The organism is Stenotrophomonas sp. A3_2 (assembly GCF_036624925.1).
Lineage (GTDB): Bacteria > Pseudomonadota > Gammaproteobacteria > Xanthomonadales > Xanthomonadaceae > Stenotrophomonas > Stenotrophomonas hibiscicola.
In genome coordinates this window covers 49116-75852 of sequence record NZ_JAZKVY010000333.1, presented here as the reverse complement: position 1 = coordinate 75852, position 26737 = coordinate 49116, and the positions used below count along the sequence as shown (strand labels likewise).

Sequence of the window (26737 nt, the reverse complement as noted above, 5' to 3'; positions counted from 1 at the left end):
GGGCTCCCGTATCCTTGCCGCATGCGCAAAGACCCTGCCGAATGGATCCTGCGCGGCCTGTACTCGGCCGTGCTCTACATCCTGCTGCCGATCACCGTGTACCACCTGGTCTGGCGCGGTTTCCGGGTCCGTGAATACTTCCGGCGCTGGGACGAGCGCTATGCCTCGTATCCGCAGCCGACCGGCCAGCCGCGGGTCTGGCTGCATGCGGTCTCGGTGGGCGAGGTCAATGCCGCCGCGCCGCTGGTGAATGCCCTGCGCCAACAGCGTCCGGACATCCGCTGGGTCATCACCACCATCACCCCGACCGGTTCGGAGCGCGTGCGTGCGCTGTGGGGGGACGCGCTGGACCACGTCTATCTGCCGTACGACGTGCCGGGCAGCGTCAACCGCTTCCTCGGCCACTTCCAGCCCAGCCTGGCGCTGATCCTGGAAACCGAGCTGTGGCCGAACATGCTGTTCGGCTGCCGCGACCGCCATATTCCGGTCTATATCCTCAACGCCCGCCTGTCTGCGCGTTCGCTGCGCGGTTACCGGGTGCTGGCGGCGCTGATCCGCCGTGCGCTGCGCACGGTCACCTGCGTGGCCGCGCAGTCGCAGGACGACGCCGCGCGCTTCGTGCAGCTGGGGGCGGCGCGGGAACAGGTGCAGGCCCTGGGCAACCTCAAGTTCGATATCGCCACGCCGGATGTGCAGGGCTTCGTCGAGCAGTTCCACGCCTGCGTGCCCGCCGGGCGCCCGGTGTGGATCGCGGCCAGTACCCATGATGGCGAGGAGCAGGCGGTGATCGACCTGCATCGGCGCCTGCGCCAGCAGCACCCCGACCTGTTGTTGCTGTGGGCGCCGCGGCACCCCGAGCGCTTCCCGAAGGTGGAGGCGCTGGCGCGCGAGCAGGGCTGGAGCGTGGCGACCCGTCGTGCGAAGCAATGGCCCGAGGCCGGCACGGGTGTATTCGTCATCGACACCCTGGGCGAGCTGATGCCGTTCTATGCCTGCGCGCAGGTTGCCTTCGTCGGCGGCAGCCTGCAGCCGATCGGTGGCCACAACCTGCTGGAACCGGCGGCAATGGGTACTGCGGCTGTGACCGGCCCCCACCTGCACAACTTCGCCGAGATCTCCCGCCGCATGCGTGAGGCCGGTGCCTTGCTGATCGGCGATGACGTGCAAGCGGTGGGTGACCTGCTGCAGCACCTGCTCCAAGACCCGCAGGCGCGCGAGGACATGGCGCGGGCAGGCTGCACGTTGATCAGCAATGGCCGTGGCGCTTTGCAGCGCACGCTGGCCCTGGTCGCGCCACATCTGCCGCCGCCGCGCGGCTGAGTCCACCGGCCGCACAGGCCTGCGCCCAGTCCGTCGACTGACGTGATCGACTGCATCAATTCTGCTTAGCGGGCGGAGTTCTGTCGCGACAGAACCGGGTGCGCGTCGCTGGGCGTGTCTGCGGTCACATCGCGGCGCGCACGGCAAGGATTCTGATATCGCCCTTCGGCGCAGGCTGCCAGCCTGCTGTCGACCGCGCTTGGACGGATATCAAGGGAGCTTGCGATGGATGGGGGCAGCAGGCCGGAGGGCATCGGTGATGCCCGGCCCGGCATGGAGCATCTTGCAGTGGTGGCGCTGACGCTGCTGCTGGGGGGCAATGTGGTCGCGCTGATCGGCCAGCACACGGCGGCCGAGGCTGGGCCGGCCATCGTGCTGAGCCTGTTGCTGGCCGCACTGGGTACGATGCCACTGCTGTATTGCCTGCACGCCCTCAACCAGCAGCTGCCGGCTGTCGATGGCCTGCAGGGAGTGTTGCGTGCGTGCTGGGGCCGGGCATCCGCCGGTGTGCTCGGCGGCGCGCTGTTGTTGGAACTGGTGGCGACCATGGGTGGCGTGGCGCAATCGCTGGCCCGTCATCTGCGTGCACTGCTGGCCTATTGTGGCGTCGAGGCCGACTACGCGGTGCCGGGTCCGCTGATGGCCAGCCTGGCGGTGCTTCTGATTGGTGTGGTCGGGTTGCTGCCGTGGCGACGAATGGTTCTGGTGGCGTGTGCGCTGTTGACGATGAAGATCGGGACCGGCCTGCTGCTGGTGGCACTGGCAGCCCGTTACATGCACTACGCGCACTGGATTCCCTGGCTGCCGGAGGCGACGGCTCCCTATCGCTTTGGGCTTGGTGGTGTATTGGCGGCGAGCGTGCCGCTGCTGGGTGCGTTCGCCAGCGTGGGCCTGGCGGTTGGATTTCCCGGCTTGGGCGGGCAGGTGAAGGCGCGCCAGTCGCGGCTGCTGGCGGGCATGCTGCTGCTGGCCATGCTGTTGCTGATCGTGGTCGCTGCATTGCAGGCCGGGCTGGTCGAGTTCCCTGCATTGGACAGCACGCGACCGCTGGCGGTAGCCCTGCAACCGCACCCGCAGCTGCAGTGGCTGATGCCGTTGCTGCCGCTGGCCGGCGCGGCCGGATTGGCCGCGCTGCTGCTGGTGCTGCTGCGGGTGGGCCTGTGCTTGGCGATGCAGCTGTGGCCGGCACGGCATGACGAAGCAATCGGCATGCATGTGCGGGCGGTGCCGGTCGCGTTGATTCTGTCAGCGGCGGTGCTGGCTTTCGGCGTGCCCGCGGGCATCCTGCCGGTGCTGCCCGGCCCGGTCGTGCTGGTGGTGATGGCCGCCCTGTGCCTGGCCGTACTGCGCGGGCAGTCACCGTTGGCACGTGGCCTTGCGCTGCTGGCGCCTGTGGCCGCCGGACTGTGCATGCTGGCCGCCATCGGGTGGCTGCGGGCCTGGCCCGGCTGATGGCCGTGCATCGCGCACAAAAAAGCCACCCTCGCGGGTGGCTTTTCGTTGCCGGCAGGCGACGGCTCAGTGCGTCGTCGTTGCCGGATTGCCCGCGTCCTGGGTCAGCAGGCGGTTCACGTCCTGCAACTCGGCCACGTCCAGTGCGCCCAGCGACTGGCTCAGCAGCAGGCGGTTCTGCAGGAAGGTGTAACGGGCCTGGGCGTAGTCCAGCTGCGCCGAGAACAGGATGCGCTGGTTCTGGATCACATCCAGCACGGTACGGGTGCCGACCTCCAGGCCGACCTGCGAAGCGTCGTACGCGCTCTGCGCCGAGACCACCGCCAAGCGGCGGGCTTCCACTTCGCTGATGCCCTGCACCAGGGTCTGGTAGGCATTGCGGGTATTGCGGTCCAGGGCACGCTTCTGCTGCTCGTAGCCGTCCTGGGCGATGTCACGCTGGGCCAGCGCCTGGCGCACGCCGGACTGGGTGGCACCACCGGAGAAGATCGGCACGCTCAGGGTCAGGCCGATGCTGTTGGTGCGTGCGTCCGGCGACAACGAGCCGGCGCCGGTGCTGTCGCCCCAGGTCGCGCTCTTGCCCCAGCTGCCGCCCAGCGACAGGGTCGGGTAATGGCCACCGCGGGCAGCCTGCACGCCAGCTTCGGCCGCACTGACCTTCAGCTCCTGCGCCTTCAGCGCCGGATTCTGGGTGGTGGCCTGCTGCACCAGCTCATCGATGTTGCCGCGGTTGGCCGGCACTTCCGGGCGGAAGTCCGCCGGCAGGCCACGCAGGTTGGTCACCGGCTGGCCGGTCAGTTCGGTCAGGGCCTGGTAGTTATCGGCCAGGGTGTTCTGCGCAATGATGGTGTTGGCACGCGCCTGGTCGTACTGGGCGCGTGCTTCGTGCACGTCGGTGATCGGCGCCAGGCCCACTTCCAGGCGCTTGTCGGCGAAGTCGAACTGCTTCTTCGCGGCCGCTTCGTTGGTCTGCGCGGCGTTCAGCGATTCGATCGCCACCAGCACGTTGAAGTAGGCCGCCGAGGTGCGCACGATCAGGTTGTCGTTGGCCGATTCGAGGGTGAAGTCCGCCGCCTTGCTCAGCTCACGCTGCGAGCGCAGGTTGTTGATCTGGGTCCAGTTGAACAGCGTCTGGCTGCCGTCGATCGTGTAGGTGCGGCGCTTGTTGGTGAACGAGCCGGAGTTGGCGTCGGCGTTCGGCTCGCTGCGCGTGCGGTTCAGCGCGGCCTGGCCGTTGATCTGCGGCAGCAGGGCGGCACGCGCCTGCACGGCGCCTTCCTTGTCGTACAGCCGGGTCGATTCGGCGGCCGACAGCTGCGGATCGCCGTTGCGGGCCATTTCGTAGACCTGCAGCAGGTCGGCGGCATGGGCGGACAACGGCAGCAGGGCAGTGGCCAGCGCAACAGCGAGGGATCGGCGGATCATTGCGGCTTCCTTGGACTCAGAGGTGGAACTGGGGGGCCGGGGCGGCACCACGCAGGTAATCGATATCGGTCTCGAACAGGGACTCGGAGCTGCCGTCGGCCTTGACCAGCAGGGCCTCCATCGCCGGCGAGCGGCCGTGGATCACGAACAGGCGGCCACCCGGACGCAGCCACGAGGCGAACTGTGACGGCACCACGTCGACCGCACCAGTGACACAGATCACGTCAAAGCGGCGTTCGGTCTGCCAGGACAGGGCATCGGCCACTTCCACGCGGACGTTGCTGCCCAGGCCGGAAGCGTCCAGGCGGGCACGCGCGGCGGCGGCCAGCTCCGGGTCGATTTCCAGGCTCAGCACATCGCGCGCCAGCGCGCCGATGCAGGCGGCCAGGAAGCCGCTGCCGGTGCCGATTTCCAGCACTTCGTCACCCGGCTGCAGGTCCAGCGCCTGCAGGGTACGGCCCTCGATGACCGGCTTCATCATCTTCTGGCCGTGGCCTATCGGCAGTTCGACATCGGCGTAGGCCAGTGCCCGGTGTGCATCGGCGACAAAAGCCTCGCGCGGCAGGCGGGCCAGGACGTCGAGCACCTTGATGTCCAGCACGTCCCAGGGACGGATCTGCTGTTCCACCATCAGTTCGCGGGCGTGGGCGTAATCAATCGTCATGAGGTTCAAATCCAGCGCAGTGGGCCGGCCATTTTACCGGTGCCGGAGGCCGGCGGCGCGCCCAGAGCATCAGCTGCCGGGGGCCGGGGTCGCAGTGCCGGAAGTCATCGCGACCTCCGGTTCGTTCAGTTTTGGTTATTCAGCTGTTCCGGCCCCTCGCGGCGCGTAGGCGCGCAGGAAGAAGTCGATGCTGGCGGTCACGTGGGCAAGAGGGTCGCATTCCACCGGTGACAGTGGCATGCCGCACATCATATGCATGTGCACTTCGCCCTTGACCAGGGTCAGGAACTGCTCGCCAGCCAGCGAATAGTCGGTGATTTCCAGCTCGCCGCGCTCGGCGCGTGCCCGCAGGAAGTCAGCCAGGGCCTCGCAGGTACGTTCCGGTCCTGCCTTCCAGAACAGCTCGCGCAGGCGTTCGTCGGTCTCCGGCGCCATCATCATGCGCTGGATCGAGATCGCCGCGTCGGAGGTGATCAGTTCGAAGAAGGCCAGACCGATGCCGATCAGCTGGTCGCGCAGCGGGCCGTCCGTGTCGGCCACGAACAGGGCATCGGGCAGCATTTCAATGCACTTTGACTGCACGGCCTCGGAGAACAGGGTCTCCTTGTCGCCGAAGTGGCTGTACACGGTCAGCTTCGAGACGCCGGCCTGGGCGGCGATGGTGTCCATGCTCACGCCGGTATACCCCTGTTCGATGAACAGTACCTTGGCTGCTTCAAGGATCGCCGCGCGCTTGCCCAGATCCTTGGGGCGCCCGGGTCCGGCGGCCTTGGCAGCAGGCTTGGCCGACGGCTTGCGGGAAGTGGAAGAACTCATCGCAACAATACTAGACCAAGCGGTTCGATATTTATACTATACCGGCCGGTTTATTAAATTGGGCCGGCAGTCGCGGCTCCCCCTTGTTGCAACCCTGTGTTTTCAGGACGTTGACCGATGAAGATCGTGCGCTGGATGGGCGGTATGGTGTGGGTGGCTGCGCTGGCAGCCTGTTCGGGACAGGAACAGGCGCCGCAGGCGGCCGTGCCGGTACTGGTGGTTCACCCCGGCGAACAGGCCGGACAGGCGCCGGCGGCATTCCCGGGCACGGTGCGTGCCCGCCAGGAAAGCCCGCTGTCGTTCCGCGTCGGAGGCAACCTGGTCAAGCGCCACGTCGATGCCGGCCAGCGGGTGAAGAAGGGCGACGTGCTGGCCGAACTGGACGTGGCTGACTTCGCGCTGCAGGCCCGTGCCTCACAGGCGCAGCTGGCTGCGGCCGAGGCCGACCTGGTGCGTGCCCGCGATGACCTCAAGCGCTACCAGGTGCTGGCCGACCAGCAACTGGTCAGCCGCTCGCAGCTGGACCAGCAGTCCGCGGCGTTCAAGGCCGCGCAGGGCCAGGCCAATGCGGCCCGCGCCAACCTCGATGTGCTGCGCAACCAGGCTGACTACGCGCAGCTGCGCGCGCCGGCCGATGGCGTGATCGCCAGCCGCGAGGCCGAAGCCGGGCAGGTGGTGTCCGCCGGCCAGACCATCTTCAACCTGGCCGCCGATGGCGGCCGCGAAGTGCTGATCGACCTGCCTGAAGCCACCATCCGCGACTACGCGGTCGGCCAGCCGGTCGAGGTGGAACTGTGGAACCGCCCGGGCCAGCGCCTGCCCGGTACGATCCGCGAGATCGCCGCCGCCGCCGATCCGCAGGCACGCACCTATGCCACCCGCGTCAGCCTGGCCGCCGATGCGCTGGCCGATGTCGAACTGGGCCAGAGCGCGCGCGTCTACAGCAGCGCCGGTCGCCACGGTACCCTGCAGCTGCCGCTGGGCGCGCTGCAGCGCGGTGCCAACGGTGCCGCCAGCGTGTGGGTGGTCGATCCGGCCAACAGCACGCTGAAGGCCGCCTCGGTCACCACCGGTGCGTTTGGCAGCGAGACCGTGCCGGTGCTGTCCGGCGTGAACGCGGGTGACTGGGTGGTTGCCGCCGGTGGCCACCTGCTGCGAGCGGGCCAGCCGGTGATCGCCGTGGACCGGCAGAACCGCCCGGTGCTGAAGCCGGCCGCGCCGGCCGCTGCCGCCAAGGCCAGGGAGTAAGCCGGTGCGCCGCTTCAATCTTTCCGAGTGGGCGCTGGCCAATCGCCCGCTGGTGCTGTTCGCGATGCTGGCCTTCGCGCTGATCGGCGCGTGGTCGTACAAGCACCTGGGCCAGTCCGAGGATCCACCATTCACCTTCAAGGCGATGGTGGTGCGCACGCTGTGGCCGGGCGCCACCGCCGAGCAGGTCTCGCGCCAGGTGACCGAGCCGATCGAGAAGGCGCTGATGAACACCGGCGAGTACGAGTTCATCCGCTCCTATTCGCGCCCCGGCGAATCGCAGGTCATCTTCATGGCCCGCGACAGCCTGCGTTCCAGGCAGATCCCGGACCTGTGGTACCAGGTGCGCAAGCGCGTGGGCGACATCCGTGCGACGCTGCCGCGCGAGATCGTCGGCCCGTTCTTCAACGATGAGTTCGGCGACACCTACGGCAACATCTATGCGTTGACCGGCAAGGGCTTCGACTACGCGGTGATGCGCGACTACGCCGACCGCATCCAGCTGGAACTGCAGCGCGTGCCCGATGTCGGCAAGATCGACCTGGTCGGCCTGCAGGACGAGAAGGTCTGGATCGAGCTGTCCAACACCCGCCTGGCCACGCTGGGTGTGTCGATGCAGCAGGTACAGCAGGCGCTGGCCGACCAGAATGCGGTCACCGGCACCAGCTTCTTCGAGACCGCCACCGATCGCGTGCAGCTGCGCGTGACCGGCCAGTTCAACGACATCGAAGCAATCCGCCAGTTCCCGATCCGTGCTGGCGACCGCACCGTGCACCTGGGTGACATCGCCGAGGTCAAGCGCGGCTTCGCCGATCCGGCGTCGCCGAAGATGCGCTTCATGGGCGAAGAGGCGATCGGCCTGGCGGTGGCGATGAAGGATGGCGGTGACATCCTCAAGCTCGGTGCCAACCTTGATGCCGAGTTCCAACGGCTGCAGAAGACCCTGCCGGCCGGCATGCAGCTGCGCAAGGTGTCCGACCAGCCGCAATCGGTGGAAGAGTCGGTCGGCGAGTTCGTGCAGGTGCTGACCGAGGCGGTGGTGATCGTGCTGCTGGTCAGCTTCTTCTCGCTGGGCCTGCGCACCGGCCTGGTGGTGGGCGTCACCATTCCGCTGGTGCTGGCGATGACCTTCTTCGTCATGCACTACTTCGACATCGGCCTGCACAAGATCTCGCTGGGCGCGCTGGTGCTGGCGCTGGGCCTGCTGGTGGACGATGCGATCATCGCGGTGGAGATGATGGCCACCAAGATGGAGCAGGGCTACGACCGCCTGCGCGCGGCCAGTTTCGCTTGGGAATCGACTGCGTTCCCGATGCTGACCGGTACGTTGATCACCGCAGCCGGCTTCCTGCCGATCGCCACGGCGGCATCGAGCACCGGTGAATATACGCGTTCGCTGTTCCAGGTGGTGACCATCGCGCTGGTGGTGTCGTGGATCGCGGCCGTACTGTTCATTCCCTACCTGGGTGACAAGATGCTGCCGGACCTGTTCAATCCGCAGCCGCCCAAGCCGGGCAGCCTGTCCGCGCGCTGGCATGCCAAGCGCCAGCAGTGGGCCGACCGCTACCCGGCGCTGGCCAACCTGATTGCGCCGCCGCAGCATGGGCACGACCATGATCCGTACCAGCGCCCGTTCTATCGCAGCTTCCGCCGCTTCCTCGATACCTGCCTGCGCCATCGCTGGTGGGTGATCGCCGCGACCATCGCCCTGTTCGTGTTCTCGCTGATGATGTTCCGCTTCGTGCCCCAGCAGTTCTTCCCGGACTCGACCCGGCCGGAGCTGATGGTGGACATCGAGCTGGCCGAGGGCGCCTCGCTGCGCTCGACCCAGGCCCAGGCCGAGAAGCTGGAAAAGCTGCTGTCCCGCCGCGAGGGCATTGCCAACTACGTGTCCTATGTGGGCACCGGTTCGCCGCGCTTCTATCTGCCGCTGGACCAGCAGCTGCCGGCGACCAACTTCGCCCAGTTCGTGGTGTTGGCCAAGGACATCAAGGCGCGCGAGAGCACCCGCGACTGGCTGCTGCACGAGGTGATCCCGAAGTTCCCGGACGTGCAGATGCGCGTGACCCGCCTGGAGAACGGACCGCCGGTCGGCTATCCGGTGCAGATGCGCATCTCCGGCGAGCACATCGAGAAGGTGCAGGCGATCGCGCGCCAGGTCGAGGCCAAGGTGCGGGAGAACCCGCACGTGATGAACGTCAACCTGGACTGGAGCGAGCCGAGCAAGGTGGTGCGCCTGGTGGTCGACCAGGAGCGCGCCCGTGCGCTGGGCGTTAGCAGCGCCCAGGTCAGCCAGTTCCTGTCCAGTTCGTTGGCCGGGCAGTCGGTGAGCGTGTATCGCGAAGGCAATCGCCAGATCGAGATGCTGCTGCGCGGGCCGGCCGATGAGCGCAACCAGCTGGAGCTGCTGTCCAGCCTGTCGATGCCCACCGCCAACGGTGGCAGCATCACGCTGTCGCAGGTGGCGACGATGGAGTACGGCTTCGAGGACGGCATCATCTGGCACCGCAACCGGTTGCCGACGGTGACCGTGCGCGCCGACATCAGTGATGGCATGCAGGCGCTGGACGTGGTTCATCAGATCCTGCCCACACTGGATGGCATCCGTGCCGAGCTGCCCAGTGGTTACCTGCTGGAAACCGGCGGTACCGTGGAGGATTCGGCACGTGGCCAGAACTCGATCAAGGCCGGCATGCCGCTGTTCCTGGTGGTGGTGGCCACGCTGCTGATGCTGCAGCTGCGCAGCTTCTCGCGTGCAGCGATGGTGCTGGTGACCGCGCCGCTGGGCATCATCGGCGCGACCCTGTTCCTGCTGCTGTTCCGGGCGCCGTTCGGCTTCGTCGCGCTGCTGGGCACGATCGCGCTGGCCGGCATGATCATGCGCAACTCGGTGATCCTGATCGACCAGATCCAGCAGGACATCGATGCCGGGCATGACCGCTGGCATTCGATCATCGATGCCACGGTGCGCCGTTTCCGCCCGATCGTGCTGACCGCGCTGGCGGCGGTGCTGGCGATGATTCCGCTGTCGCGCAGCGCGTTCTACGGCTCGATGGCGATCTCGATCATGGGCGGCCTGATCGTCGGTACGGTGCTGACGCTGGTGTTCCTGCCGGCGCTGTATGCGGCGTGGTTCCGGGTGAAGCCGGACGAATCCGGGGCGTAACGCCGACCGGGGTCGGATCCCTCTTCCTCCGGGAAAAGGGTCTGGCCCCACCCATGCCGGTTGGTCCCTTCCCAGGTGGGGGCCAACCTTGGTTGGCACGGATGCCCCATCCACGCATGGCGTGGATCTACTGCAGCTGCAGGCCGGCCCTCAAGACCGGCAGCAGCCATTCGATGAACACCTGAACACGCTGCGCGCGGTGTTGCCGATGCGGTTGCAACAGCGTCACCGGCAAGGGCTGCGCCACGTGCTGTGGCATCACCTCCACCAACGCGCCGGATTGCAGTTCGGCCTGCACGTCGTAGCGCGGAATCTGCAGCAACCCCAACCCCGCCACACAGCACGCAATCGATGCCTCGGCGCTGTTCACACGCACCCAGCCGGGCATCGGCAGCGTGCGCAGTTGGCCGCCGTCCTGCCACTCCCACGATTCCACCCGTGCCGTGGTCGGCGACGCGTAGTTCACCGCGCGGTGCTGCGGCAGGTCGGCAGGATGCTGCGGCACGCCGTGTTCGCGCAGGTAAGCGGGCGCGGCGACGTTGACGAAGTCGAGCTGGCCCAGCGTGCGCGCCACCAGGCTGGAATCGCCCAGTTGACCGACCCGCAGCACCGCATCGCAACCGTCCTCGATCAGGTTTACCGCGCGGTCGGTCATGCCCAGGTCCACTTCCACCTGCGGATACTGCGCGAAGAATTCGGGCAGCGCCGGTGCGATGATGCGGCGGCCGATGCGGCTGGGCACGTCGATCTTCAGCAGACCGACCGGTTGCGCATCGTCTTGACGGAACAGCGATTCGGCGTCCTCGACCTCGGCGATCAGGCGCAGGCAGCGGGCATGGAACACGTCGCCATCATGGGTGGTGGACACCCGGCGGGTCGAGCGCTGCAGCAGACGGGTGCCAAGACGCTGTTCGAGCTCGGCCACCGCCGCCGAAACGGTCGAGCGGGGCAGGCCGAGCTGGTCGGCGGCGCGGGTGAAGCTGGCGCACTCCACGACCCGGGTGAAGATGCGGAAGCGATCGATCCGGTCCATTGTTCGCTGGCTCTGGAAAGTTAAGTCAATGTGGCGGGCTTTATCCGCTTTTTCTGCACGATATCGTCGTCAGGGCAGGGTTGCCACCCCGGGTAGCCCCCTCCCGAGACCGAAGCCATGACCGAGCATTCCCTCAAGGGCAAGACCGTGCTGATCGCCGGTGGCGCCAAGAACCTGGGCGGCCTGATCGCCCGCGACTTCGCCGCACAGGGCGCCAAAGCCATCGTCATCCACTACAACAGTGCCGCTACCCAGGCCGATGCAGAAGCGACTGTAGCCGCAGTGCAGGCCGCCGGCAGCAAGGCGGTGGCCCTGCAGGGCGACCTGACCTCGGCGGCAGCGATGGAGCGCTTGTTCGCCGATGCCGTGGCCGCAGTCGGCCGTCCCGACATCGCCATCAATACGGTCGGCAAGGTATTGAAGAAACCGCTGCTGGACATCAGCGAAGCGGAGTACGACGAGATGAGCGCGGTCAACGCCAAGGCGGCGTTCTTCTTTCTCAAGGAAGCCGGCCGCCACGTCAACGACGGTGGTCGCATCTGCACCCTGGTCACCTCATTGCTGGGTGCCTACACGCCGTTCTATTCCAGCTACGCCGGTACCAAGGCGCCAGTCGAGCACTTCACCCGCGCGGCGTCGAAGGAGTTCGGTGAGCGCGGCATCTCGGTGACTGCGATCGGGCCCGGCCCGATGGACACGCCGTTCTTCTACCCGGCCGAGAGTGCCGATGCGCAGGCGTACCACAAGACCGCGGCCGCGCTCTCGGCGTTCACCCGCACCGGGCTGACCGACATCGCCGATATCGTGCCGTGGATCCGCTTCCTGGTCACCGATGGATGGTGGATGACGGGGCAGACCATCCTGGTCAATGGTGGGTACACCACCAAATAATGCAGCCACGCCAGGCGTGGCTGCCTGCTACCTGTAGAGTCGAGCCATGCTCGACTGCTGTTGCATGAGCCGAGCATGGCTCGGCTCTACAGGTATTGCCCGATGGGTCAGCGCAGCTTGGCGAGCACGGCGTCGGTGGCAGCGGCGGTACTCACCGCCTGGCCCTTGGCGGCCAGATCGGCGGTGAACACGCCATCGTCCAGCACGGCGTGCACTGCAGCTTCCACCGCCGCAGCCTCGGCTTCCAGCCCCAGCGAATGGCGCAGCAGCATCGCGGCGCTGAAGATCGTCGCGTACGGATTGGCGATGCCCTTGCCGGCGATGTCCGGGGCCGAACCGTGGATCGGTTCGTAGATGCCGACCGCACCCGGCTCACCCAGCGAGGCCGACGGCAGCAGGCCGAGCGAGCCGGCCAGCATCGAGGCTTCGTCGGTGAGGATGTCGCCGAACATGTTCTCGGTGACGATCACGTCGTACTCGCGCGGCTTGGCCAGCAGGTGCATGGCCATCGAATCGACCAGCTGGTGCTCCAGCGCCACCTCCGGGAACTCCTCGCGGCCGATGCGAGCGGCCACGTCACGCCACAGGCGCGAGGTCTCCAGCACGTTGGCCTTGTCCACCGAGGTGACCTTGCCGCGACGCTGCTGCGCCAGGCGGAAGGCACTGCGCAGCACGCGTTCGATCTCGGCCACGGTGTAGCGGCACAGGTCGCTGGCGCTGTCGGCGTCGCGGGTCTTGTCGCCGAAGTAGATGCCACCGGTCAGCTCGCGCACCACCACGAAGTCCACGCCCTGCAGCAGCTCGGCCTTGATCGGCGAGGCATGCAGCGCGGCTTCATGGGTACGCACCGGGCGCAGGTTGGCATACAGGCCCAGTGCCTTGCGGATTGCCAGCAGGCCCTGTTCCGGACGCACCTTGGCGTTCGGGTCGGACCACTTCGGGCCGCCGACCGCGCCCAGCAGCACGGCGTTGGCGGCCTGGCAGGCTTCCAGGGTCGACGCCGGCAGCGGTTCACCGTGGCGGTCGATGGCAACGCCACCGATGTCGTGCTCGCTGAAGGTGAAGGTGTGGTTGAAGCGCTCGGCGACGGCCTTCAGGACGGCCACTGCCGCGGCGGCCACTTCCGGGCCGATGCCATCACCGGGCAGGACAACAATTTCAGCGTGCATGCTCACTCTCGTAACGTTCGATTTCAGGGACACGGCCCAACAGATACCCCAACTGGTCCACGCCTTCCAGCAGGCAGGTCTGCGAGAAGCCATCCAGCGGGAAGGAATAGACGCGGCCATCGGGCGTGCGCAGTTCGCGCGCAGCCACGTCGATGGTCAGCGCATCGTCCGGGCGCTGCATCAGCGCCTGCACGTCGGCCTCGTCCAGCACGATCGGCAGCAGGCCGTTCTTCAGCCCGTTGCCGCGGAAGATATCGGCGATCTCGCTGCTGACGATGGCACGCAGGCCCAGGTCGGTCAGCGCCCACGGCGCATGTTCGCGCGAAGAACCGCAGCCGAAGTTGCGGCCCGCCAGCAGGATGCTGCGGCCGGCGTTGTGCGGCTGGTTGAAGGCGAAGTCGGCCACCGGCGAACCATCAGCCTGCCAGCGCCAGTCATTGAACGCGTTGCGGCCCAGGCCGGCACGCTCGGTGGTGGACAGGAACCGTGCCGGGATGATCTGGTCGGTGTCAATGTTGGTCTGGCGCAGCACCACGCTGGCCGAGGTCAGGGTACGGAAACCGGCCATCACGCCACCTCCTGTGCGAACAGTTCGCGGGTATCGGCCACGTGCCCGTTGACCGCGGCCCACGCCGCGCTCATCGGCGAAGCCAGCAGGGTGCGCGAACCGGGGCCTTGGCGGCCCTCGAAATTGCGGTTGCTGGTGCTCACGGCCAGCTGGCCGGGCGCGACCAGATCGCCGTTCATGGCGATGCACATCGAACAGCCCGGCTCGCGCCACTCGGCCCCGGCAGCGCGCACGATCTCGTGGATGCCCTCGGCCTCGGCCTCGCGCTTGACGATCTCCGAGCCCGGCACCACCAGCATGCGCACGCGGTCAGCGACGCGGCGGCCGCGCAGGACCTGCGCGACTTCGCGCATGTCGCTCAGGCGGCCATTGGTGCACGAACCGACGAACACCACGTCCACCGGCGTACCGGCCAGCGCCTTGCCCGCCTGGAAGTGCATGTAGTCCAGGCCCTTCTGTGCGGCGGCATCGTTGGCCGCCGGAATCGGCGCGTCCACTGCGATGGCCGTGCCCGGATGGGTGCCCCAGGTCAGGGTCGGGCGGATGTCGGTGGCGTCGATGCGTACTTCGCTGTCGAAGCGCGCGCCGTCATCACTGCGCAGCTGCTGCCAGCGCGCCACCGCAGCCTCGAAATCGGCGCCCTTTGGGCCGCGCGGGGTGTTGGCGACGAAGTCGAAGGTGACCTGGTCGGGCGCGACCATGCCGGCGCGTGCACCGGCCTCGATCGACATGTTGCACAGGGTCATGCGCTGTTCCATGTCCATCGCTTCGATGGTGCTGCCACGGAACTCGATGACGTGGCCGGTGCCGCCGTTGACGCCGATCACGCCGATGATGTGCAGCACCACGTCCTTGGCGCCGACGCCGGGCGCCAGCGGGCCATCGACGGTGATCGCAAAGGTCTTCGCCTTGCGCTGAAGCAGGCACTGCGTGGCCAGCACATGGCCGACTTCGCTGGTGCCGATGCCGAACGCCAGCGAACCGAAGGCCCCGTGGGTGGATGTGTGGCTGTCACCGCAGACGATGGTCATGCCCGGCTGGGTGAAGCCCTGTTCCGGCGCGATCACGTGGACGATGCCGCGATTGTCCGAGGCCATGTCGAACAGCTCGATGCCGTGCTCGGCGCAGTTGCGTGCCAGCGTGGCGACCTGTGCCTCGGAGGCGGCGCTGGCATAGGGTAGCGTGCCGTCCGCGGCGGCCGGCAGGGTCGGCGTGGAGTGGTCCATCGTCGCCTTGGTGCGGTCCGGGCGGCGCGGCGACAGGCCGCGCTCGCGCAGCTCGGTGAACGCCTGCGGCGAGGTCACCTCGTGGATCAGGTGCAGGTCGATGTACAGCACGGCGGGCGCGCTGTCGGATTCGGGAACCACCACGTGGGCGTCCCACAGTTTGTCGTACAGGGTGCGGGGAGCGGAAGTCATGCGTATGCCTGGCAGAAGTACGAAATAGCGAACATCAGTAAAGAAGGCGGAACGGTCAAGTCAGCGACGGCGGGCGAGCACGCGCAGCCGCACATAGTCCGCCAGCGGCTGGCCGGCGGCGTTGCGCGGCAGCTCGGCCAGCAGCGCGCTCGCGGCCTCGCGCACCGTAGCGCGTGCCTCGGCTGGCAGGTCGTCCAGCAGCGGCGCGGCGAACACGCGCAGCCAGCCGGCCACGCCGGTCGGCAATGCCGTTGGGCGCGGCGTGCACTCGATCAGCTGCACCTGGAAGCCATGCTGGCGCAGGCGGTCGGCGTAGGCATCGGCCGTCGGGAAGTACCACTGGAAGGCGCTGGCGCCATGGCCGTGCGCCACGCGTGCGGCCTGCACGGCCGCGATGATCGTGGCCACGTTGCCATGGCCGCCGAACTCGGCGACGAAGCGGCCACCGGGGCGCAGGGCGCGGCGCACGCCTTCCAGCACGCGGTCGGGAGTGCCCATCCAATGCAGTGCCGCGTTGCTGAACACTGCATCGAACTCGCTGTCGAACGACAGTGCGTGGCCGTCCATCACCTGGGCATCGACACCGCGCGCGCGGGCGGCGATCACCAGTTCCGGCGAGGCATCCACGCCGTGGATGCGCGCACCGCTCAGCGCCAGTTCGGTGCTGAGCACACCATCGCCACAGCCCAGGTCGAGGATGCGTTCACCCGCGCGCGGTTCGAGCAGGCGCGAGACCGCGCCGCCGAGCAGAGGCACGAAGCCGGCATCGATCGCATAGTCCCGGGCATTCCACTGCTGGCCAGCGGCGCTGGCCGGGGTGGGGGTGTCGAAGGCGCTCATGGCGGGTTCCTCAGGCGGTGGCGGGGGTGGGAACGTCGGTGCTGCTGTGGGCGGCGGCCTGGCGCTGGCGCAGCAGACGATTGGCAACATCCAGCCAGGCCAGCGCGGAGGCTTCGATGATGTCCTTGCTGGTGCCGGTGCCGTCGTACTCCACGCCCTCGTGGCGCACGCTCAGGTTGGCTTCGCCACGCGCATCCGCGCCGATGCCGACGCTGTGCACGTGGTAGCTGTCCAGCATCAGCTGCACGCCGGTGGCGGCCGACAGCGCGCCGAACAGCGCATCGACCGGGCCGTCGCCCTGTGCGGTTTCGGCCACGCGGTTTCCGTCCGGGTCGGACAGTTCGACCAGCGCGTTGGCGCGGCTGCCCACATCGCTGATGGTCATCGAGGCCAAGCGGTAGCCCTGTGCATTGGAGCCGCCCTGCATCAGCGTCTGCAGGTCGGCATCGGTGACCACGCGCTGCTGCTCGCACAGGCCCTTGAACTGCTCGAATACCAGCTTCAGTTCGTCTTCGTCCAGCCAGAAACCCAGCGCGCGCAGGCGCGCTTCGACGGCGGCGCGACCGCTGTGGCGGCCCAGCACCATCTGCGAATCCTCCCAGCCCACGTCTTCCGGACGCATGATTTCGTAGGTGCCGCGATGGCGCAGCATGCCGTGCTGGTGGATGCCCGATTCGTGGGCAAAGGCATTGGCACCGACGATGGCCTTGTTGCGCTGTACCGGCATGCCGACCAGGCGCTGCAGCAGCTGCGAGGTGCCGACGATGCGCGGGGTGTTGATCGAACTGTCCTGCTCGTAGAAGGCCTGGCGCACCTTCAGCACCATCGCGATCTCTTCCAGCGAGCAGTTGCCGGCGCGCTCGCCGATGCCGTTGATGGTGCACTCGACCTGGCGCGCGCCACCTTCGATGGCGGCCAGCGAGTTGGCCACGGCCAGGCCCAGGTCGTTGTGGCAGTGCGCGCTGAAGATAACATTGGCGGCGTTCGGAACGTCGGCCACGCCGGCGATGACCTGCTGGAACATCGCGCGGATTTCTTCCGGCGTGGTGAAGCCGACGGTGTCGGGCAGGTTGATGGTGGTGGCGCCGGCGGCAATGGCCACGCGCGAGACTTCGATCAGGTAGTCCAGCTCGGTGCGGGTGGCATCCTCGGCCGAGAATTCGACATCGTCGATGTACGAGCGTGCCAGCGATACATGCTTGCGTACCGATTCCAGCACCTGCTCGCGGGTCATGCGCAGCTTGTGCTCGCGGTGCAGCGGGCTGGTGGACAGGAACACGTGCAGGCGCGGGTTGGCCGCAGCTTCCAGGGCACGCGCCGAGGTCTCGATATCGGCCTGCAGGCAGCGCGACAGCACCGCCAGGCTCAGGCTCGGGCGGCCCAGCTCACGGCCGATCAGGGCCATCGCCTCGCGGTCGGACTGCGAGCTGGCCGGGAAGCCAGTTTCGATGACGTCCACGCCCAGTTCGTCCAGCGCACGCGCCATCACCAGCTTCTGCGGCGGGCTCATGCTGCAGCCGGGGGACTGCTCGCCGTCACGCAGGGTGGTGTCGAAGATGCGGATGCGCGGGGTGGTAATTCGTTCGATGGTGGTCACAGGGAAATCTCCTCGACAGCGGGCGTTGCGGCTTGCAGGTGGGAAGGGGAAGAGGTGGGGGAGGACGGCGCGCTGGCCCTGGCGGGCGAGCGGGGTGTTTCGCTGCGCCGTCGCCGCGGTTTGCGCGGCGGGCGCGGCCGGATGTCGGTGAGCAGGCCGGCCAGCACGCCGGCATCGATGTTGCCGCCGGACACCACCGCGCACTTGCGGCGGCCGGCGACGCGGCGGCCGGCAGCCAGCGCCAGCGCGCCGGCGCCCTCGGCGATGATGTGTTCTTCCAGCGCCAGCCGCACCAGGGTTTCGCGCAGCTCGGCTTCGCGCACGATCACCACGTCGTCCAGCAGCGAGGTGCACAGGCGGCGGGTCAGGAAGCCGGGGATCTTCACCCGCACGCCGTCGGCCAGCGAGGCGACGGGGGCGATCTCGCGGGCATCGCCGCGGATCGCACGTGCCATCGAATCAACGCCTTCCACCTGCGCGCCGACCACGCGCACGCCCTGTGATTTCAGTGCCAGTGCAACGCCGGAGGCCAGGCCACCGCCACCGATCGGCACGATCACCACGTCCGGCGCGTGCGCGGCCAGCTCGATGCCCACCGTGCCCTGGCCGGCAATCACATCGGCATCGTCGAACGCGGACAGGAAACGGTAGCCGTGGCGCTGCGCCAGTTCGACCGCGAAGGCGTAAGCCTCGTCATAGCTGGTACCGTGCTGGCGCACGGTGGCGCCCCAATGGGCGACGCCGGCGATCTTGGTCGCCGGCGCGCCATGCGGCATCACCGTGATCGCCGGCACGTCCAAGCGATAGGCCGCCCACGCAACGCCCTGGGCGTGGTTGCCGGCCGAAGCGCAGATCACCGGGCGGGTGTCGCCGCGCTCGCGACCGGCCAGCAGCGCGTTCAACGCGCCGCGCACCTTGTAGGAACCGGTGCGCTGCAGGTTCTCCAGCTTCAGCCAGGTACCGAAGCGCTCGGCATGGTGCAGCGGGGTGGGCGGCAGGAAGCGGCGCAGGCGGGCCTGCGCTGCCAGAACGTCGGCAACGCTTACGTCGCCGACATCGCTTTCCTGGCTGGCATCAGCGGCCGGCATGGGCCACCAGCGCGGTGCCGAAGACCGCCGCGTGCGGGCACGGGCGGCGAAGAAGACGCCTCCGTACCGGCACCGTGGTCGCTACGGTACGGGTGTTCATGGCGATACTCCTTCCACGGCGGTGACCTGTACGGACACGCAGTCGTAGATCTTCTCGATCTGCCGGCACAGCGTTTCCGCCGGGCGCTGGCCATCCACGACCAGCTGCAGGTGCCAGCGGCCATCGTCGGCAGCTACCGGCGCGCCGCTGATCGCACGCGGCGCGAAGCCGCGACGTTCGGCCATGCCGATCACGCGCAGCAGCGCGCCTTCGGCCGGGTGCAGCACCAGGTCAAGCCGGTATTGCATTGGGGGTCTCCTGGCGGGCATGGGCGGGGTTGCTTTCCAGCATCGTGCTGTTGGCGGTGTTCGGCGGCACCAGCGGCCACACGTTGGCGCGTGCATCGATGGCCACGTGCAGCAGGGCCGGGCCCGGCTCGGCCAGCAGCGCGGCCAGGCCGCCTTCCACGTCGTCGCGGTTGTCGATGCGGGTGGCGGCGATGCCGAACACCTGCGCCAATGCCACGAAGTCCGGGTTGTCGGACAGGTCGATCTCGCTGTAACGCTCGGCGAAGAACAGCTCCTGCCACTGCCGCACCATGCCCAGCGAACTGTTGTCCAGCAGCACGATCTTCACCGGCAGGCGGCAGCGGGCGATGGTCGCCAGCTCCTGCACGTTCATCATGAAGCTGCCATCGCCGGACACCAGCACCACGGTGCGGTCGGGGCAGGCAAACTGCGCACCCATCGCCGCCGGCAGGCCGAAGCCCATGGTGCCCAGCGCGCCGCTGGTCAGGTGGTTGCGCGGGTGGTTGAAGCGGCAGTGCTGGGCCACCCACATCTGGTGCTGGCCGACATCGCAGGCGATCACCGCATCGGCCGGGGCCAGCTCGCTCAGGCGCTTCAGCAACGCCGGTGCGTAGATGTGCTGGCCCGGTGCGTCGTAGCGTGCGGCGAAGCGATCGCGATGCTGCGCACAGCGCTTGCGCCACGCCTCCTGGTGGGCCTTGGGGGAGGGGAAGGCCGCACGCAGGGCGCGGATGGCGTGACCGACGTTGCCAGGCACGGCGACATCGGCGCTGCGCAGCTTGGAGATCTCGTAGGCGTCCGCATCGATGTGGACCACACGGGCGAACGGGGCGAACTCGGCCAGCTTGCCGGTGGCACGGTCGTCGAAACGCGCCCCCAGCACCAGCAGCAGGTCGCTTTCCTGCACCGCCATGTTGGCCGCGCGAGTGCCGTGCATGCCCAGCATGCCCAGCGACTGCGGATGGCTGGCCGGCAGGGCACCCAGGCCGCGCAGGGTCATCACGGTGGGGATGGCACTGGCCTCGACGAAGTCGCGCAGGTCCTGCACGGCATCGCCCAGCGCGATGCCGCCACCGGCGTAGACCACCGGCTTCTCGGCTGCGGCCAGCGCGGCGATGGCCTCGGCGATGGCGGCCTCGGCCGGCGCCGGCGGCGGTTCGACGCTGCTGGGCACATGCGCCGGCAGATGGCTGGCATCGGCCAACTGCACATCCTTGGGCAGGTCGATCAGCACCGGGCCGGGGCGACCCTCACGGGCAATGCGGAACGCATCGGCCACCACGCGCGGCAGGTCATCGACGCTGCGCACCAGCCAGCTGTGCTTGACGATCGGCATCGTCAGGCCGAACACATCCAGTTCCTGGAAGGCGTCGGTGCCCAGCAGCGGCGTGCCGACCTGGCCGGTGATGCAGACCATCGGTACCGAATCGAGCATCGCATCGGCAATGCCGGTGACCAGGTTCGAGGCGCCCGGGCCGGATGTGGCCACGCAGACGCCGACCTGGTTGCTGGCGCGGGCGAAGCCGTTGGCGGCCAGAGCCGCGCCCTGCTCATGGCGTACCAGGATGTGCTTCAGCGACGAATCCACCAGCGCGTCGTAGAACGGCATGATGGTGCCACCTGGATAGCCGAACAGCGTGCGGACGCCTTCGGCCTCCAGCGCCTGGGTCAGCCAGCGCGCGCCGTTGGGCGGCGCGCTGCGATGTGTCGAAGAGTTCATGGGGGAACCTTGCAAAGCGGGTGGGGGAGGGCCGCGCGTTTACGCGGCCTGTCCTTGCAACCAGACCATCTTGGCGCGCAGTTCCTTGCCCACCTTCTCGATCGGGTGCTCCAGGTCGGCCTGCTTGAACCTGTTGTAGTTCGGCAGGCCCGCTTCGTACTCGGCCACCCAGTTCTTGGTGAAGGTACCGTCCTGGATGTCCTTCAGCACTTCCTTCATGCGTGCCTTGGTGCCGGCATCGATCACGCGCGGGCCGCTGACGTAGTCGCCGTACTGCGCGGTCTCGGAGATGAACTCCAGCATGCGCGAGATGCCACCTTCGTAGAACAGGTCCACGATCAGCTTCAGTTCGTGCAGCACTTCGTAATAGGCGATTTCCGGCTGGTAACCGGCTTCCACCAGGGTCTCGAAGCCCGCCTGCACCAGCGCCGAAGCGCCACCGCACAGCACCGCCTGCTCGCCGAACAGATCAGTTTCGGTCTCTTCCTTGAAGGTGGTCTGGATCAGGTTGGCGCGGGCGCCGCCGAGGCCGGCTGCATAGGCCAGGGCGTACTCAGCCGCCTTGCCGCTCTTGTCCTGGTAGACCGCCCAGATGCACGGCACGCCGCGGCCGATTTCATACTCGCGGCGGACCAGCGCGCCCGGGCCCTTGGGCGCGACCAGCACCACGTCCAGGTCCTCGCGCGGCTTGATCATGTCGAAATGAACGTTCAGGCCGTGCGCGAACAACAGCACCGCACCCTGCTTCATGTTCGGTGCCAGCACGTCGTCGTACAGCTTCTTCTGCACCATGTCCGGGGTCAGCACGGCGACCAGGTCGGCGTCCTTCACTGCATCGGCAGGCGCCTTGACGGCGAAGCCATCGGCCTGCGCCTTCACCTCGGTCGGGCCGCCCGGACGCAGGCCTACCACCACGTCGAAGCCGGATTCGCGCAGGTTCAGTGCGTGGGCGCGGCCCTGGCTGCCGTAGCCGATGACGGCGATCTTGGTCTGGGGCAGGTCGTTGGTGCTCATGGGGGAGGTTCCTTGCGGTGGGAAGAAAAAAGAACGGCCGGTCGTCGAGGTGACGTACCGGCCGGTCAGGGGAAAGCGGTGGAGGAGGCGCTGCGCATCGCACAGGCACAGCCACCACGAGGCGTGGTGGTGGTCTGGGGCCGGGCGTTGCACTGAGCGTTGGTCATGGTGGTTGCGTCTGAAACCAGGTCCTGAAATGAAAAAACCCGCACCGGGGCGGGTGCGGGTTTTGATGAGTTCCGGTGTGTTTGTTGCTTACACGCTGGCTCGTCCCGCACCTGGTGGCTGGGTAATAAGTACGAGCACAAGAATCGAACGCAGCGAGGCGGCGCCGGTGTCGGCGGCTTCAATGTGGGTTCGCAGTGGCGTGTTGTGATGCAACATGTGATCGAGAGAAACACAGCCGTTTTGGCGGTGTCAACCCTCGCGCCGGTTTTTTTATCGGTTTCCAGTGAATCCAGCGCAATCGCTTGCGGCACAAGAATGGTTGCTGCTGAAAGTGTTTCGGTGAACCCGAATTCACTCCTTTCTGGGCGGTTTTTGCGCGGAATCCGTTGGATTCTTCCACCCCAGGATCAACGTCCATGACGTCTGTCCGATACCGCGTGAAGGCCGCAGCGGCGAAGATCGGGGAACCACCCGTCCATCGGAACCCGACCGTGTCCCGACGCCTTGCCCGTTCCCTGATCGCCGCCGCCGTGCTGGCTGCCGTGCCCGCGCTGTCCTTTGCCGCCGACCGCATTACCGGCCACACCTTCGCCACCCGTTCGGAGGTGATCGCCCCCCATGCGATGGCCGCCACCTCGCAGCCGCTGGCCACCCAGATCGCGCTGGACGTGATGAAGGGCGGTGGCTCGGCGGTGGATGCCGCCATCGCGGCCAACGCAGCGCTGGGCCTGATGGAGCCCACCGGCAACGGCATCGGCGGCGACCTGTTCGCCATCGTCTGGGACCCGAAGACGCAGAAGCTCTATGGCTACAACGGCTCCGGGCGCTCGCCGAAATCGCTCACCCTGGCCGAGTTCCAGCGCCGTGGCCTGAAGGACATCCCGGCCACCGGCCCGCTGCCGGTGTCGGTACCTGGCGCGGTCGACGGCTGGTTCGCACTGCACGATCGCTTCGGTCGCAAGCCGATGGCCGACAACCTGGCGCCGGCCATCCGCTACGCCCGCGAGGGCCACCCGGTGGCCGAAGTGATCGCCTACTACTGGGACCGCTCGGTACCGAAGTTGTCGCAGTACCCGGGCTTCAAGGAGCAGTTCACGATCAACGGCCACGCCCCGCGCAAGGGCGAGATGTGGAAGAACCCGAATCTGGCCAGCACGCTGCAGAAGATCGCCGATGGCGGACGCGACGCCTTCTACAAGGGTGACATCGCCCGCACCATCGGCGCCTATTTCAAGGCCAACGGTGGCTACCTGAGCTATCAGGACTTGGCCGAGCACCACGGTGAATGGGTCGAGCCGGTCAGCAGCAACTACCGTGGCTACGACGTGTGGGAGCTGCCGCCGAACAGCCAGGGCATCGCTGCGCTGCAGATACTCAACGTGCTGGAAGGCTACGATTTCTCGAAGATCCCGTTCGGTTCACCGGAGCATGTGCACCTGTTCGTTGAAGCGAAGAAGCTGGCCTTCGCCGACCGTGCACGCTTCTACGCCGACATGGCATTCCAGCCGGCACCGGTGCAGAAGCTGATCTCCAAGGAGTACGCCGCGCAGCGCCGCGCGCTGATCTCGATGGACAAGGCGTTGAAGGAAGTGCAGCCGGGCACACCGAAGCAGCTGGAGGAGGGCGACACGATCTACATGACCGTGGCCGATGCCTACGGCATGATGGTCTCGCTGATCCAGTCCAACTACCGCGGCATGGGCAGCGGCATGGCGCCGCCGGGGCTGGGCTTCATCCTGCAGGATCGTGGCGAGATGTTCGTGTTGCAGAAGAATCATCCCAACGGTTATGCGCCGGGCAAGCGCCCCTTCCAGACCATCATTCCGGCGTTCATTACCAAGGGTGGCAAGCCGTATGCCAGCTTCGGCGTGATGGGCGGCGCGATGCAGCCGCAGGGCCACGCGCAGATCGTGATGAACCTGGTGGACTTCGGCATGAACCTGCAGGAAGCCGGTGATGCGCCGCGCATCCAGCACGAAGGCTCGACTGAACCGACGGGTCAGGCCACGGCGATGACCGACGGTGGTGAAGTGAATCTGGAAACCGGCTTCCCGTACGAGACGGTGCGCGCGCTGATGCGCAAGGGGCATCGCATCGTGTTCGCCGATGGCCCGTATGGCGGGTACCAGGCGATCATGCGTGATCCCGAGACCGGGGTTTACTACGGTGCTTCGGAGAGCCGCAAGGATGGGCAGGCGGCGGGGTATTGAGGTTTTCCGGCCACCGGGCTGGGCCCCCTCTGCGGTGGTGAGGGTTTCAGTGATGCTTGGTTTGGCCGGGCGGGTGGATTGTCTGGGGGCCGCTGCAAGTACGTCCATGTAAGCTCGGTCGCCGCTTGCTCGTGTGCACTGTCCTGCGCACACGGCAAGACCGGGGTTGGGCATCCGGCCCAACCCGCCCGAGGCATGCCTCGGGCCCATGCGGCTCACGCCCCCAGCCAACCCACCCGCCCGGCCACGGACAGTTTCCTGCGGCCGCCACCTCAGGAAGAGAAAGAAGAAGATCAAGAGCAAAGGCAACAGCAACAGCCGCGCGCTGTGGGTTGGGGTCGGACCCGTTTTCCGAAGGAAAACGGATCCGACCCCTTCTTGTTTTCCGATACACCTGATCCATGCATGGCGTGGATCTACTGCCGTCACCGGGAAATTGTCGGAGGCGGTGAGGGGGCCGATGGCGGGACCGTCCACGGCATGGATGCCGTGGCCGAGCCTACAGGGACGTACTTGCGGCGTGTCCCGCCATCGGCCCCCTCACCGCCAGACCAGCAGAAATCCAGAGCCGCTTTTGAAGTTGTTGTTGCCGTTGCTTGAAAAAAGCGGTGCAGCCGCAGGCTGCAAAACCCCCTCAATCCTGATCGTGCGCGCGCGCTGCCTCCGCCTGGGTTTCCTCCTGCGCCGCCATCTCGCGTGCAATCCACGCATCGATCATGTGCCGCTGGCGCTGCGCCTGCCGCCGCTCCCGGGTGTATTCCTGGTCCAGCACCCGGTACAGGGACACCATCACAAGAAGCATCAGCAGCGCGAACGGCAGCGCAGCGATGGTGATCATGCCCTGCAGCGCCTCCAGTCCCCCTGCCAACAGCAAGGAACCCGCCACGAGCGCAATGCCGACACCCCACGCCACTTTGTGCTTGCGCAATGGCTCGCCCGCGTCGTCCGTGGACATGCTGGCCAGCACAAGTACCGCAGAATCAGCCGAGGTCACGAAGAAGATCATCAGTAGCACCAGCGCAATGCACGACAGCAGCAACGGCAGCGGCATGCTGTCGAACATGGTGAACAGCACCGTTTCATAGCCGTTGCCCAGTGCCTGCAGCAGGTCGGCCTGGCCGAAGATCTGCATCCAGATCGCGGTGCCACCGAACACCGAGAACCAGAAGAAGCCCAGCAGCGTCGGTGCCAGCACCACGCCGATCACGAACTCGCGCACGCTGCGCCCGCGCGAGATGCGCGCGATGAACGAACCCACGAACGGTGCCCAGGAGATCCACCAGGCCCAGTAGAAGATCGTCCAGTCCGCGACCCAGGTGCTGGACGAGAACGGTGACATGCGCAGGCTCATCGTCACCAGCTGATTGAGATAGGAGCCCAACGTCGTCGTGAAGGTGTTGAAGATCGCGCCAGTCGGGCCGAGTACCAGCACCAGCGCGAGCAGCAGTGCAGCCAATGCAAGGTTGAAGTTGGACAGCCATTTCATGCCGCGGCCGACGCCGCTGAGCGTGGACGCCATGTACAGTACGAAAGCCACTGCGATGATGGTCAGCTGCAGCGGCACGCCCGCCTGCACGCCGAACACGCGTTCCACGCCGGCCGCGATCTGTACCGTGCCGAAGCCCAGTGCTGTAGCCACGCCAACCGCGGTGGCGACGACCGCGGAGATGTTGACCATATGCCCGATCCAGCCACGATGGTGACGGCCGATGATCGGTTGCAACATATCGCTGATCTGGCCACGGCCGTTGCGGTTGAACTGGAACCAGGCCATTGCCAGGCCGATCAGCGCATAGATGGCCCAGGGGTGCAGGCCCCAATGGAAGAACGCATAGCGCATGGCGGCGCGCGCGGCGTCCATGCTTTCGGGCGCCAGCCCCTCCGGTGGCTTGCTGAAGTGCGAAATGGGCTCGGCGGCGCCCCAGAACACCAGACCGATGCCCATGCCAGCGGCGAACAGCATCGACATCCAGCTGGCCCGCGAGAACTCCGGTTCGGCGTCCTCTCCGCCGATGCGCAGGTTGCCGAAGCGGCCGAAGGCCAGGTACATCAGGAATACCAGGGCCAGGAACACGACCAGCAGGTAGAGCCAGCCGATGCCGCGGATGAGTTCGCCGAGGATGCTCTGCACCACGGTATTGAAGGGACCTGGTGCAACACCGGCGAGCAGCACCAGCAGCAGAACCAGTGCAATGGAAACGCGAAACACCATGAAGGGGCTTCTCCGATCAAGGGATTGAGGGGAGCGAGCAGAGCTTGCTGCGAGGGGCCGGCGACATGCAGCACAGACCGGGCAGGGGCCGCGAAGGCGGCGAGGAAACACCGGCCGCAGCGGCACGATGCGCGTGCACGTTACTGAATGCGATGTCACGGTTCTGTTAATACAGAAACAGCGGATCCACGCCGTGCGTGGATGGAACAGCCATGGGCTACAGCACGTTCTGTGCTCTAATGCACACCAAGAAGCGGGGGTACCGGGCCATGTGGCCACGGTTGAGACAGTCCCTTGGAACCTGATCCGGCTCATACCGGCGTAGGGAAGCTTTGCAGTGCAGCCATGCCCGGATTCCGCCCAAGGACCG

20 protein-coding genes and 1 riboswitch are annotated in these 26737 nt (G+C 67.2%); of the genes, 6 read left to right on the top strand and 14 right to left on the bottom strand.

Annotation, left to right across the window (positions count from 1 at the left end):
• Positions 1–21 precede the first annotated feature (21 nt).
• Positions 22–1320, top strand: a complete 1299-nt coding sequence (gene waaA, locus R5H29_RS16135) for a lipid IV(A) 3-deoxy-D-manno-octulosonic acid transferase (protein ID WP_332329453.1) — start codon at positions 22–24, stop codon at positions 1318–1320.
• A gap of 225 nt (positions 1321–1545) precedes the next feature.
• On the top strand, positions 1546–2772 hold the full coding sequence (locus R5H29_RS16130; protein WP_058983544.1) for a hypothetical protein: 1227 nt from the start codon (positions 1546–1548) through the stop codon (positions 2770–2772).
• Positions 2773–2838: 66 nt separating this feature from the next.
• On the opposite strand, the gene R5H29_RS16125 is transcribed toward R5H29_RS16130, so the two are convergent.
• The 3 genes from R5H29_RS16125 to R5H29_RS16115 form a co-directional block, all read right to left on the bottom strand.
• Positions 2839–4197 carry a TolC family outer membrane protein gene (locus tag R5H29_RS16125; protein ID WP_005419128.1) on the bottom strand — a complete coding sequence of 453 codons (1359 nt, stop codon included), beginning with the start codon at positions 4195–4197 and terminating at the stop codon, positions 2839–2841.
• A 16-nt stretch (positions 4198–4213) separates the two neighbouring features.
• Positions 4214–4861: a protein-L-isoaspartate O-methyltransferase gene (locus R5H29_RS16120; RefSeq protein WP_019662052.1), complete on the bottom strand. Its 648-nt coding sequence runs from the start codon at positions 4859–4861 to the stop codon at positions 4214–4216.
• Between the two features lie 135 nt (positions 4862–4996).
• The gene (locus R5H29_RS16115; protein ID WP_019662051.1) at positions 4997–5677 is read right to left on the bottom strand and encodes a TetR/AcrR family transcriptional regulator; all 681 of its coding nucleotides are present in this window, start codon (positions 5675–5677) and stop codon (positions 4997–4999) included.
• A 117-nt stretch (positions 5678–5794) separates the two neighbouring features.
• Between R5H29_RS16115 and R5H29_RS16110 the strand changes: the two genes are divergently transcribed.
• Positions 5795–6925, top strand: coding sequence for an efflux RND transporter periplasmic adaptor subunit (locus tag R5H29_RS16110; protein ID WP_134731361.1), 1131 nt, complete (start codon positions 5795–5797; stop codon positions 6923–6925).
• Between the two features lie 4 nt (positions 6926–6929).
• Positions 6930–10091 (top strand): efflux RND transporter permease subunit, encoded by a 3162-nt coding sequence (locus R5H29_RS16105; RefSeq protein ID WP_111104247.1) that lies wholly within the window; start codon positions 6930–6932, stop codon positions 10089–10091.
• 127 nt (positions 10092–10218) lie between these two features.
• Here R5H29_RS16105 and R5H29_RS16100 read toward each other — a convergent pair whose 3' ends face one another.
• Positions 10219–11124: a LysR family transcriptional regulator gene (locus R5H29_RS16100; protein WP_134731357.1), complete on the bottom strand. Its 906-nt coding sequence runs from the start codon at positions 11122–11124 to the stop codon at positions 10219–10221.
• 117 nt (positions 11125–11241) lie between these two features.
• Between R5H29_RS16100 and R5H29_RS16095 the strand changes: the two genes are divergently transcribed.
• Positions 11242–12015 carry an SDR family oxidoreductase gene (locus R5H29_RS16095; RefSeq protein WP_019662047.1) on the top strand — a complete coding sequence of 258 codons (774 nt, stop codon included), beginning with the start codon at positions 11242–11244 and terminating at the stop codon, positions 12013–12015.
• 107 nt (positions 12016–12122) lie between these two features.
• On the opposite strand, the gene leuB is transcribed toward R5H29_RS16095, so the two are convergent.
• The 9 genes from leuB to ilvC form a co-directional block, all read right to left on the bottom strand.
• Entirely contained in the window at positions 12123–13184 is a 1062-nt protein-coding gene (leuB, locus tag R5H29_RS16090; protein ID WP_021202145.1) for a 3-isopropylmalate dehydrogenase, read from the bottom strand.
• On the bottom strand, positions 13174–13752 hold the full coding sequence (gene leuD / locus R5H29_RS16085; RefSeq protein WP_332329452.1) for a 3-isopropylmalate dehydratase small subunit: 579 nt from the start codon (positions 13750–13752) through the stop codon (positions 13174–13176). Before leuD ends, leuB begins: the two co-directional genes overlap by 11 nt.
• Complete coding sequence (gene leuC / locus R5H29_RS16080; RefSeq protein WP_019662045.1) at positions 13752–15170, bottom strand: 3-isopropylmalate dehydratase large subunit; 1419 nt, start codon at positions 15168–15170, stop codon at positions 13752–13754. The genes leuD and leuC overlap by 1 nt, the downstream gene beginning before the upstream one ends.
• A gap of 60 nt (positions 15171–15230) precedes the next feature.
• Positions 15231–16010 (bottom strand): methyltransferase domain-containing protein, encoded by a 780-nt coding sequence (locus R5H29_RS16075; RefSeq protein WP_332329451.1) that lies wholly within the window; start codon positions 16008–16010, stop codon positions 15231–15233.
• A gap of 10 nt (positions 16011–16020) precedes the next feature.
• Positions 16021–17607 (bottom strand): 2-isopropylmalate synthase, encoded by a 1587-nt coding sequence (locus R5H29_RS16070; protein ID WP_332329450.1) that lies wholly within the window; start codon positions 17605–17607, stop codon positions 16021–16023.
• Positions 17604–18695 (bottom strand): threonine dehydratase, encoded by a 1092-nt coding sequence (locus R5H29_RS16065; protein ID WP_332329449.1) that lies wholly within the window; start codon positions 18693–18695, stop codon positions 17604–17606. Before R5H29_RS16065 ends, R5H29_RS16070 begins: the two co-directional genes overlap by 4 nt.
• 96 nt (positions 18696–18791) lie before the next feature.
• The gene (locus tag R5H29_RS16060; protein WP_005410947.1) at positions 18792–19043 is read right to left on the bottom strand and encodes an ACT domain-containing protein; all 252 of its coding nucleotides are present in this window, start codon (positions 19041–19043) and stop codon (positions 18792–18794) included.
• Positions 19027–20763 carry an acetolactate synthase 2 catalytic subunit gene (gene ilvG / locus R5H29_RS16055; RefSeq protein ID WP_058983527.1) on the bottom strand — a complete coding sequence of 579 codons (1737 nt, stop codon included), beginning with the start codon at positions 20761–20763 and terminating at the stop codon, positions 19027–19029. Before ilvG ends, R5H29_RS16060 begins: the two co-directional genes overlap by 17 nt.
• A gap of 39 nt (positions 20764–20802) precedes the next feature.
• Complete coding sequence (gene ilvC / locus R5H29_RS16050) at positions 20803–21777, bottom strand: ketol-acid reductoisomerase (RefSeq protein WP_332329448.1); 975 nt, start codon at positions 21775–21777, stop codon at positions 20803–20805.
• 659 nt (positions 21778–22436) lie between these two features.
• Between ilvC and ggt the strand changes: the two genes are divergently transcribed.
• Entirely contained in the window at positions 22437–24155 is a 1719-nt protein-coding gene (gene ggt, locus R5H29_RS16045) for a gamma-glutamyltransferase (protein WP_332329447.1), read from the top strand.
• A gap of 634 nt (positions 24156–24789) precedes the next feature.
• Here the strand turns inward: ggt and R5H29_RS16040 are convergent.
• A complete protein-coding gene (locus R5H29_RS16040) occupies positions 24790–26367 on the bottom strand; it encodes a BCCT family transporter (RefSeq protein ID WP_332329446.1) in 1578 nt (525 codons plus the stop codon).
• A 245-nt stretch (positions 26368–26612) separates the two neighbouring features.
• A riboswitch (TPP riboswitch) is annotated at positions 26613–26713 on the top strand.
• The last annotated feature ends 24 nt before the right edge of the window (positions 26714–26737 follow it).